The sequence below is a fragment of the Luteimonas suaedae genome, from assembly GCF_008312895.1.
Classification (GTDB): domain Bacteria; phylum Pseudomonadota; class Gammaproteobacteria; order Xanthomonadales; family Xanthomonadaceae; genus Luteimonas; species Luteimonas suaedae.
Genome location: NZ_VSSP01000026.1, coordinates 1 through 10,172, shown reverse-complemented (window position 1 = coordinate 10,172; position 10,172 = coordinate 1). Strand labels below are relative to the sequence as shown.

Genomic DNA, 10,172 nt, shown 5'->3' with positions numbered 1-10,172 from the left:
CGACCAGGGTATCGCCAGTCGCATGGCCGCCCGTCGCCGTGGAGGCGGCCAGGTCAACAATCACGGCCGCATCAGAGGTGACATAGCGGATCGTGTCCCCGTACTCAACACCCGCTTGCGCGCTCAGACCCAAGCTGACGCTGTCAGAACCGCCATCGAGGCTGTCGGCATCTTTGCCGCCTTCCAGAATATCGTCGCCATCGTCGCCAAAGAGGCTGTCCGTGCCGTCGCCGCCGGAAAGGACGTCGTTGCCAGCCAGTCCGTGCAATGTATTCGTGCCCGTGGTTCCGATCATGAGATCGTCGCCACTGGTGGCCTGCGCCGGCAGCCGCAACGTCATCAGATCAATCGTCAGCCCGTCAGCAAACTGGATCTGCTCAACTTCAGATCCTTCAACGTAGTGATTAGCGAGAGTCAAGCCCCCGCTCTGCCCAGTGCTGGGAAGAAGACTTACCCGCAGATCGGAGGCATTTTTGTATACATTACTGATGTTGGACAGACTGAGGCCGGCACCCAACTGCACCATGTCCGACCCACCATCCCCACCCTGGATAACATCGCGGACGACCTGCTCACCGTTTTGATTGTTCCGTGCGTACGCGACACCTGGCTGAAAGCCTACGGCAGGCCAAGCACCCGACAGAGGCATCGACGGGGTCAGCGCCGTATATAGGAAGTCCATGCCATCCCTGCTCTTGTATACAACTTCGTTCGTGCCGTTTCGAGTCACGGTCAGCCGATACTGGTGGCGATCGCCCTGGGAGGTTGCGCCATATCCCAGATACTCCCAATTGCCGGTGTAAAGCTGACTGTTGATTTCGCCGTTAGCCTTTCGAATTTCCTCGACAATGTAGTTGCCTTCCCGAATGGTATCGCTCGAGTCTCCGACTTCGTACACGTAAATGTCTGAACCACCGCCGCCGAGTAAGACGTCACTGCCCCCGCCGCCCTTCAGGATGTTGTCGTCGTCGTCTCCGCCAAGATGATCGGCTGCATACGTGCCTTCCAGGCCTTCGATGCTCTCAAACACATCGCCCTTCGCTTCACTTGCGCTGGCAAAAGCCGCTTCTGGCTTCAAATACACGAATGCTGCATATCTAGTGGACGATGCATATGACGCAATATCAATGCCATCCCCACCGAACAGCAGGTCCGCTCCCGCGCCGCCGTCCAACGTATCGTTGCCAGACCCGCCGAACAGCACATCGACTCCTGCACCACCACGGAGCGTATCGGCACCGGCATTGCCAGCCAGTATGTCTTCGCCATGACTGCCTTCGATCACATCGTCGCCGCCGTTGCCGGTCAGCCAATCATTGCCGGCGGTTCCGGTGAGCGTGTCATCGCCGTCGCTTCCGCCGACGAGGTTCATCGCGCTCACCGCGTGACGCCCGGTCGCGGCGAAGACGAAGTTTTCGATCGGCGCGCCCAGCGAGTACCAGTCCTTGATCGTGATCCGGTCGGAGACTTGGTCCGCACCGCCCGCACTCTGGTCCTCGGACACCGCAACGATCAGGTCATTGCCCGAACGCCCGAGCATCAGGTCCTGGATGTCGATGCCCACGCCGAATTCAAGCGTATCCGTGCCCGAATCGGCAGCCACGACCCCGTTCACGGCGCCCGCGTGGCGCTTGAGCACCTGGTTCTCGTCGTCCCAATCGTACTGACCCAGCCACTTGGAGCCATCGAAGTACACGACGCCATTCTTGGTCACGGTGCCGTTGCTCTGCAGCACGTAGCCGTTGACGTAAACGCCGTTCTGCCAGACCTGGTCCCAGTTGTTGACGTAGTCATCCATCACCACGTCTTGGCCGTCTCCACGCGAGTAGCGGAAGACATCGTCTCCGGCACCGCCGACCACTTCGTCATTACCGCGTCCGCCGACCACAAGATCCGAACCGGATCCACCGTAGACGCGATCGTCGCCATCGTCGCCGAACACGGTATCGTGGCCCGCGCCACCAATGACTTGATCGTCACCGGAACCGCCCATCACCCAGTCGTTGTCGCCGTCTCCGGCTACGAAATCGTTGCCGGAGCCGCCATTGCCGAAGTCGTTGCCGGCGAGGCCGCGGATCTCGTCGTCGCCGCCGCCGCCATACAAGAAATCCGCTCCGTAACTACCCAGGATCACGTCCGACTCGCCCGTTCCGATGACAAACGAAGTCATATCCCCAAGCCTGATCTCCTCACCGTTGGCGAAGCGCAGCCACTCCACCCTGCGCGTGCTCTCGAACCAGTCGAGAATGGTCAACTCGTCGCCGGTCAGCGCGCCATTGCCGCTGGCATCGAGCGAGATCAGCTGGATCACCAGATCGTTGCCCGACCGCCGCATCAACAGATTCGCCATCGTGATGCCGGCACCGAATGCAATCGCGTCCTCGCCGCCCTTCACTGAACCGTCGACTTCGTAATCGCCGCCGCCAGCCCAGTTGCGCGTTAACGCACCGTTCTCCATCTGCTGGATGCGCCAGGCGATAGAATCACGCGAGATACCCGCGGCGCCGGCCGAATCGGACTCATCGAAGATTACGTCCTTGCCATCGCCGAAACCGAAGATGTACTGGTCGCTGCCCGCGCCCCCCAGGAGTACCGCTTCGCCATTGGCACCGCGATCATCGCCGCCGCCGCCTTGTAGGATGTCGCCGCCGGCGCCGCCGACCAGCCGGTCGTTGCCAGCGCCGCCGTCAAGCCAATCCGAGCCTCGTCCGCCATAAAGGCGATCATTGCCAGTGCCGCCTTCCAGATAGTTGCCATTGCCGCCATCAGTGCTTATCGCAACCGACTCCGCAGCAGAATCGTTTACCGCGAACGCGATGTTCGCTACATTACCTGCGAATAGAATATCGCTCCCGTCACCGCCCAACAGCCAGTCGTCCAGCACGCCACCGACCAGCCAATCGTTGCCCGCGCCGCCCACCAAGTCATTGCCTAAGTCGCCACCGCGAATCGTGTCATGGCCGCCGCCACCGTCGATAACCGCTGCAACATTGATCATGTGCTGGCCTGACGCCACCACCCCATCTATAACCAGGCCGTTGGCGTCGCCAATGGTGTTACCCTCTATAATGATCGTATCATCGCCGCCGGAACCGATTATGAAATCCTTCAGGGCCGAGTTGATGGTGTCGCCCGAGGCATAGACCACAATACCCTCGGAGTCTAGGTAGTTGAAGATCCTGGCATTGTCCTCGTCGAGTTCCAGGGCCATACTGGACGGAACGATGGCGTTCCCGTCCAGCATGCCGTCCGCGATCTGGTCCAAGTGCGCCGTAAAACCGCCGACCCAGTCAGTATCGGCGCGCTTATCCAATCCCAACTCGTGAGCGCGAGCCAAGGTAATCATCCATTGCGCCGCCAAGGCGCTTGTCGACCCAAAACTGATGAGCGCGTTCACCAGCGTGGGATCTTGCAAGTACAACCCGTAATCGCGTGCGATAGCCAGATCGCCGTATAGCGTGCTCACATCGAAGGCCGAGGGACTCGACACGTGCGCTATATTAGCCTTCAAGGCGCGCTTCATGAATATATTGCCGCCAACCAGTTTCCCCACCGTAGCGCTCAAAGCCGTGTGGGTAGCGTAGTTGATCACATCTTCCGCGTTGCGTGAGCCAAAACCACTCGACGACTCGTAGTGATAAGTCTTGCCTTTCATCCTCAAGGTGAAATAAGACAACGAATCGACGCGGGCCACTTTAGCGCCCACGAATTCGACGACGGAGTTCAGCGAGCTAGTCACGGCCGTGCCCAATGCGGCGACCGCTTGACTCGACCCACCGTGCTTGGACCCGGCGCTCATCACCGTGAACTCACTTAGATGCTCATTCCAGCCCAGTGTCGCCCACGCCTGCGGCTTGGCGGCGAAGAACGAGCCGATGAGTCCACCAAGGATGTAACCGACGAAAGCACCGACGAGGGCGCCTACGGGACCGGCAACTGTTGTGCCGATCTGTGCGCCTCCTTGCGCCCAAGCGACGCCTGCGGCGTACCCCGCGTATGCACCTATGGCAGTGCCGATCTGTGCACCGATCTGACCACCCGTTGTGTCGAACTCGACAAGCTCAGAAGCAAGGCGCGTGCCGACATATGAAGCCAATGCCGTCCACAGCATAGTCGGATTAACGCCCTGAAAAATGCTGGTGACTTCCGAGCTATGCTGGGCTATCTGAATCGCGTTCTCAATGATCTGGCTCAGCGTCGCGTTCGCCACCGTTTGCCCGATCTCGGCGAGAGTGCCCTCGAGGTCAAGTGCCGAAATGAGTTCGGAAACCAGAAACGAGGAAACGGCACCTGAAGCGGCGCCGCGGAGATTGGCGGTGAATTCATTGTCGATATCACCCAATACCTCCACGATAGTTCCGGAAGGAAGCGCTGCGCTGAAGCCGCCGGCGGCGATGGCTTCGGCGAAGTTCTCGCCGGCAGTTTGCAGGGTGGCGGAGGCGAGAACCTTCCACCCTGCATTGTCGATCTGCAGCGCACTAGCAATTGCCGACCCGACGACACCGCCCAATCCTCCAGCTTGGGATATCCTGCGCAACGCATCCTCATCCAGATGGACGAGTTCAATCATGGCTACGAGCTCCGCCTGCCTTTCGGCAAGCTTGCGCTCGTACTCCGTCTTCCAGGGCCCATAACTGGTGACGGTGCGATCGATCACAGACCCACTGCTCGTATCCTTGATCACGAAAGGATCCAAGCCGTGGCCGAAGAACAACTTTTGCTGGAGCAGTTGCTGGTAAGTCAATCCAATCGCAGCCAGGTCGACGATCAGCGTCGCCGGATCGTAATCCCGATGCGTGCTCAGTTCGCTCTGGATGATGTAGCCTAAAGTCGTTACAGCATCCGCGACCCGGTCATCGCCGGCGGTGTTCGCTTGCTGATCGTAGTAGCATATCCCGAAGGCCTCCTTATTGCTTTCCGTTACGCTGATTGAAAAATCCGCATTGACTTGGATGAAGGATTTCGGCACAAAGCCGCTTGTGGTTGGTACGAAGCAGTTCGGTATTATTTTGTGCAGCTCTCCGTAAAATTTTGCTGCGTCTATACTTCCTCCGCTTCCATTTCGATACCAATCTCTAAGCGCATTCCAGCCCGCAATGGTCGCTGAGGCCTCGATTCCGCGTCGGCTGTCCAAGTATGTCTTTATGATGCTTGTGTAGTCGTTGTCGTCGAGCGTATTAACTTTCTTCCAGACTTGGGACACGAACTCGTCGAAATGCGTGTCGGCGCTGGCCGGATTCCTGGCGTGGGCATGATTCGTCTCGTGGCTAAGAACAAAAACCAACCGAGCGATATTTGAGTCGCCATCCCCTCCTATGAAAATGGAAGGATCAAGTGAGATCTTGAAATCCCGTTCGTTGTATGTTGCCAACGCATCGGCGTGGTCCTTGATCTCCAGCGTCTTCAAATAGCCTCTCTGAATCGCGTCCTCCAACCGGATCGCCAGAAATTCGGAGCTAGAAATCGCCATCTTGATCAGACGGACCGCCTCGCGAGCTTCAGCGCCCTGCTTCGCGAATTCATCCAGAAGCACCAAGGTCTTGCTTTGTATTTCAGCCATTTCCAGCCTCCGCAGACTCGATCTCGATGACGTTCACGCAGCTCAGGTCCATAGCTCGCGTGGTGGTATAAGTAACTCTGATTCTCACATTGCCTTTTTCGTAGACCATTCGCTCTCCGCCGAGGGCGTGGACGGTTGCATCCGTTCCGTCATAGTTCAACGCACGCAACCGCAACGCGAGCACGTCGAAATTCAACGCACAGCTTTCAATCGGCACCCGGTAGTACTCCATGGTCCGCGCGATTCCGATATCGACCGAACCCAGGACGGCATCTTTGACCGTGAACAGGTAGCCCCAATCGCTCTCCATCCCATAGATGTACCTGACGAACTTGCTCCCGTTGAAAGCCGAAGTGCCGCTGGGCTGCAATTCCATCTGCGCTTCAAAAGTTTTCCTGTTGATGTTGGATGACTCCTCTAGGCTCTCTATGAAGCCGAAGATCCGACCGTTGATCGATTCGTAGCTCTGCGTTTCGGCTCCAGCGGACCCACGCGTATCATGGGGCTCGGCGCACGATAGCTGCCGCGACGTCAACAGAAGTAAGGCAATGGAGAATGATTGCATGCGACCTGCCAACTTCGGATTCATCGCTCTCTCTCCGCCTCCTGCAATCGCCGCGACAGCGGCGACAGCTGGATGATCAGCTGCTGGATCGTCGCCGCGACATGCGGGTTGTCGAAGTTCTCGCGGTAATACCGGATCGGGTTGTCATAGACGTTGCCACGCAATGGGTTAGTGCCGTTGAGCAGGTCCCATTGCTGCTGAATGAAATCCCTGAAGTCCTGTTGCGTAGGCATTGGCTATTTTCTTTATGCTTTTTCTTCGGACAGCGTTGGTTTGCTTCAATTCCAGCCTTGCGCGAGCTTTCGCATTCCATCGCCCCATATACGCCAATCGGCGATGCCGGCGGCATCGAAGTGCAGCGACATGACCACGTTCTGGCGCGGCATCAGCTGGATCAGGCAAGCGTCCCGGCGTTTGTCGCTCTCGTAGAAAACGCAATCCAGGTGTACGTATTCGAGATCGGCTGACGCGTCGGGCCGGAAGTAACGGTAGCGAACCGAATATCCGGGAGAATCGTCGACCAATACGCGATACAGGCCGGTGCTCTCATCCTTCACGCTGCCGTGGCTGCGGACGGCCGCCTGGATCGACATGCCGGTTCGCTGCGCCCAGCCATCAGCGGCCTCGCTCAAACTGACGGTCGCGAAGGCCCGCTCCGAGCTATCGGTAGCAGGCAAGTCAATATCCTCGACGGGTATCCGAAGATCGATGCTCCGTACGATGATCTTGTCCTGCCCAGACCCGGACATATGCGCAGGCAAATATCGCTGCGGGATGCGCAGCAGCGGCGGTTGCTTCGGATCCATCGCTGGATCCGCCCAATCGTCCGTGCCATTGAGTTCCACAATCACAGTTGCCATTGCGTTCACCGTCGTTGCTGATCCGTGTCCATTGAGGCCCGCGAGAGCCACCGATCTATCGTCGCCACCGCCACATGCGGACGCCATTGCGGCCAGCCATACAACCGCGCTGTTGCGCATGCGAGCGATCCACTTGCGGAGACTAGATAGCCTCACCGTTCCCTCCCCGCCTCCTGCAACCGCCGCGACAGCGGCGAGAGCAGGTATTCGATGACGCGGCGATTGCCGGTCTTGATCTCCGCGGTCGCGGCCAGACCGGGCGCGAGCGGGGTGCGGCGGCCGCCGATGTCGATCCAGTCCTGCGTCAGCCGGATCCGCGCCGGGTACAGCAGGCCGTTGGAGACTGAGCTTTGCGCATTCCTCATCCGGTTGAGGAAGATCTCGATCCTGCGCTCGGGGACCTTGGCGATGGATCGTCCGCTCATGTCAGTTCTCCATGCGATGCAAGTTGATTCCGAATCCCGAGGACACGGCCAGATCGGTTTCGCCCTCGATGAAGCCCAGGTCGGCCGTCCAGCCAGACAAGACAGGTATCGCCTTCAGTAGGCGGCCGTTGCGCAGCACGCGTATATCGCCGTCGGTGGCAACCGCGCTCAGCTCGCGGTCCTTGGAAGAAACGGCGTAGCCATACACGCGATCGGATGCCGTGCCGAGCAACGCTCTGGTGTTGATGTTCTTGCCCGAACCCAAATCGAAAGCCGCCGCCGGGACGGCTTCTGGGCCCAGCATGCCGGCGCGTCGCGACACCCAAAGCAGGGTGCCGTTGACCGAAGCGAAGTAATGGTTATCGCGATTGTAATAGCGCTGGAGGAACGTCATCAGGCCTGGCTCAAGGCGGCGCCGAACGCCATCGCAGCCGATAGCCGAAAGATCCGGCATCGCATTGGCAGTCGGAAGCGTCGAAACCACGAATCGGCCGCCCGGCGCATCCCAAAATAGTGGTCGCTCGCGCGCATTCGACGCTATGATGACGGGCTCCCCTGACTCCGCGACTAGTACCAAGCTCTCCGGCGCGGCGCTGGAAATCATCAGCATCCAGCATCGCTCACCCTCAAGCGCGCCGAGGAGTTGGGATTCGAGGGGCAACTCAATACTCGCGAACACTTCGGTACTCCGCGTGGCCGGCTCGAATCGGTACACGCTCAGCCGCCGAGTGATGCGGCCATCGGCACCACGCGTGCTGGTCCACCGCAACCCACCGGTGGCGTCGAATCCCAGCATGATCGGCGGAGTATCCGTGCGCAGCTGCAATGCAAAGGGGTGTTGGGGGGAATCGGTTTCGAAATACAGCAATGCCGTCGGCCAACCAGGCGATACCACACACTTGTTGAAGTGCGCCGCCGCATTCGCGCCGACCACGAACGAACCTCGCGTCGGCGAGGAAGCACACCATTCCGCGGCTGTGTCGGCCGTAATTTCTACGGGTTTGATGTCTATGGGCATGGGTTGCCGGGCTTGGGCGGCACTAGGAAGGACCAGGGCCAATATGGCCGCAAGGACGCAGGTGCGCGCCTCGATCATCACCGTTCCCTCCCCGCCTCCTGCAACCGCCGCGACAGCGGCGAGAGCAGGTATTCGATGCTCCGGCGATTGCTGGTCTTGATCTCCGCGGTCGCAGACAGACCGGGCGCGAGCGGGGTGCGGCGGCCGCCGATATCGATCCAGTCCTGCGTCAGCCGTATCCGCGCGGGGGCACAGGAAGCCAATCGCGCCGCTTCTCCGCTGTCCGCAAAGTTATTCAGCAACGTATTGATTTGCAGCGTTAGATCGGCCATCTAGTTTCGCCTAATTTATGGTTACCGTTTCGACACAGAGATTCTTGCTACTTATATCTTCACCTGGAGCGCAGTAGACGCCATACTTGTAGTACGCCTTGATGTAGATGCCGTTCTTGGCATACATCCATCCGTTTCCGGGGCCGTGATGATCGATCATCCTGGACCCTTCGTAGCCGATCCGTTCCATTTCCTGATGGAAACTAGAGAAACCGAGGATGCAGCCGCTAGATTCCGCGGCCGAGCTGCGTGCACCCAACGTAACCCAGATATTTCGGTCTATATCATTCTCTTCTTCAAATTTTATCCTGTACGCATTGCCTTCCTTCGTTCTCTCTGCCAGAACGTAGACCTCCTCGCGTGACTGGTCACGCACCAGCTTCCGCGCCATCACCTTCTCAGCGCTCTCTCTCGAAATATCGCTCTTGCGGTGGATACTCTCTATGAGAACGAACAGCCTATTGCCGAGCTTGCTGTTGTCATACGCACCTTCTCCTCCCACTCCGGCATCGACTTTTCTTTCGCGCGCACTTGCAGCCGCCTCCGCTTCCGGTTCGCGAGCGAGATCGCCGTTTGCAGGCGCAGCCCTGGCCACAAGCAATAGACAAATTGCCAGCGTGAGCGCGGACACGAAGAGCAGCAAAGAAAATACGGATGCTGATCTGCGATTGGCAGATAAGATTCCCGGTCTCATCGCTCTCTCCCCGCTTCCTGCAACCGCCGCGACAGCGGCGAGAGCAGATACTCGATGATGCGACGATCGCCGGTCTTGATCTCCGCGGTCGCGGACAGACCGGGCGCGAGCGGGGTGCGGCGGCCGCCGATCTCGATCCAGTCCTGCGTCAGCCGTATCCGCGCTGGGTACAGCAAACCGTCCTTCTCGGTCTGGACCGCGTCGCGGCCGACGTGCTCGACCACGCCGTCGACCACGCCGTAGCGGGTGAACGGGTATGCCTCCAGCTTCACCTCAACCGGCTGCCCGGCATGGACGAAGCCGGCGTCCTTGTTGGGCACCATCGCGTCCACGATCAGCTCGCCGTCGTCGGGCACCACGACCATCAGCGGATCGGCGGGCTTGACCACGCCGCCAACGGTGTGCACCTGCAGCTGCTGTACGACGCCCGCGACCGGCGCCGACAGCACGGTCCGGCCGGCTTTTTCGCGCGCCTTCTTCAGTTCTTCGGCGCGCAACGCGCGCGCGGCTTCGGCTTCGGTCAGGGCGTCCAGGGCTTCGCGCGCGAATTCGCTCTCCGCCCGCGCCAGCTGCTCCACCACGGCGCGCTCGCCGGCCCTGGATTTGGTGCTTTCCTCGCGCCGGATCGCCAGGTCCTGGCGCATGCCGACCAGGCGCTCCTTGACCTCGGAGACCTGCAGCTTGGGCACGTAGTTGTCCTGGCTGAGCGCATCGAGCT

General features: G+C 59.6%; 9 protein-coding genes. All 9 read right to left on the bottom strand.

The genetic code is table 11. The annotated features are described in order from the left end of the window. Positions 1 to 5,560, bottom strand: a 5,560-nt coding sequence (locus FXO19_RS18795) for a calcium-binding protein (protein ID WP_425481498.1), incomplete at its 3' end; no start/stop codon positions are given. Beyond that, the gene (locus FXO19_RS18790; RefSeq protein ID WP_149196651.1) at positions 5,553 to 6,149 is read right to left on the bottom strand and encodes a hypothetical protein; all 597 of its coding nucleotides are present in this window, start codon (positions 6,147 to 6,149) and stop codon (positions 5,553 to 5,555) included. The genes FXO19_RS18795 and FXO19_RS18790, both read right to left, overlap by 8 nt. Further along, positions 6,146 to 6,358, bottom strand: coding sequence for a hypothetical protein (locus FXO19_RS18785; RefSeq protein ID WP_149196650.1), 213 nt, complete (start codon positions 6,356 to 6,358; stop codon positions 6,146 to 6,148). The genes FXO19_RS18790 and FXO19_RS18785 overlap by 4 nt, the downstream gene beginning before the upstream one ends. A 45-nt stretch (positions 6,359 to 6,403) precedes the next feature. Next, positions 6,404 to 7,105 carry a hypothetical protein gene (locus FXO19_RS18780; RefSeq protein WP_149196649.1) on the bottom strand — a complete coding sequence of 234 codons (702 nt, stop codon included), beginning with the start codon at positions 7,103 to 7,105 and terminating at the stop codon, positions 6,404 to 6,406. A 32-nt stretch (positions 7,106 to 7,137) separates the two neighbouring features. Then, a complete protein-coding gene (locus tag FXO19_RS19715) occupies positions 7,138 to 7,410 on the bottom strand; it encodes a hypothetical protein (protein WP_187775859.1) in 273 nt (90 codons plus the stop codon). A 1-nt stretch (position 7,411) separates the two neighbouring features. Next, positions 7,412 to 8,506 carry a hypothetical protein gene (locus FXO19_RS18770; RefSeq protein WP_149196648.1) on the bottom strand — a complete coding sequence of 365 codons (1,095 nt, stop codon included), beginning with the start codon at positions 8,504 to 8,506 and terminating at the stop codon, positions 7,412 to 7,414. Then, a complete protein-coding gene (locus FXO19_RS18765) occupies positions 8,506 to 8,760 on the bottom strand; it encodes a hypothetical protein (protein WP_187775858.1) in 255 nt (84 codons plus the stop codon). The genes FXO19_RS18770 and FXO19_RS18765 overlap by 1 nt, the downstream gene beginning before the upstream one ends. Before the next feature lie 10 nt (positions 8,761 to 8,770). Further along, entirely contained in the window at positions 8,771 to 9,454 is a 684-nt protein-coding gene (locus FXO19_RS18760; protein WP_149196647.1) for a hypothetical protein, read from the bottom strand. Continuing rightward, a partial coding sequence (locus FXO19_RS18755; protein WP_149196646.1) for an HlyD family type I secretion periplasmic adaptor subunit occupies positions 9,451 to 10,172 on the bottom strand: 722 nt, incomplete at its 5' end. The genes FXO19_RS18760 and FXO19_RS18755, both read right to left, overlap by 4 nt.

Coding starts and splice junctions, on each gene's coding strand:
- FXO19_RS18770 (WP_149196648.1), bottom strand. CDS start 8,506: ATGATCGAGGCGCGCACCTGCGTCCTTGCGGCCATATTGGCCCTGGTC.
- FXO19_RS18760 (WP_149196647.1), bottom strand. CDS start 9,454: ATGAGACCGGGAATCTTATCTGCCAATCGCAGATCAGCATCCGTATTT.
- FXO19_RS19715 (WP_187775859.1), bottom strand. CDS start 7,410: ATGAGCGGACGATCCATCGCCAAGGTCCCCGAGCGCAGGATCGAGATC.
- FXO19_RS18780 (WP_149196649.1), bottom strand. CDS start 7,105: ATGCGCAACAGCGCGGTTGTATGGCTGGCCGCAATGGCGTCCGCATGT.
- FXO19_RS18765 (WP_187775858.1), bottom strand. CDS start 8,760: ATGGCCGATCTAACGCTGCAAATCAATACGTTGCTGAATAACTTTGCG.
- FXO19_RS18785 (WP_149196650.1), bottom strand. CDS start 6,358: ATGCCTACGCAACAGGACTTCAGGGATTTCATTCAGCAGCAATGGGAC.
- FXO19_RS18790 (WP_149196651.1), bottom strand. CDS start 6,149: ATGAATCCGAAGTTGGCAGGTCGCATGCAATCATTCTCCATTGCCTTA.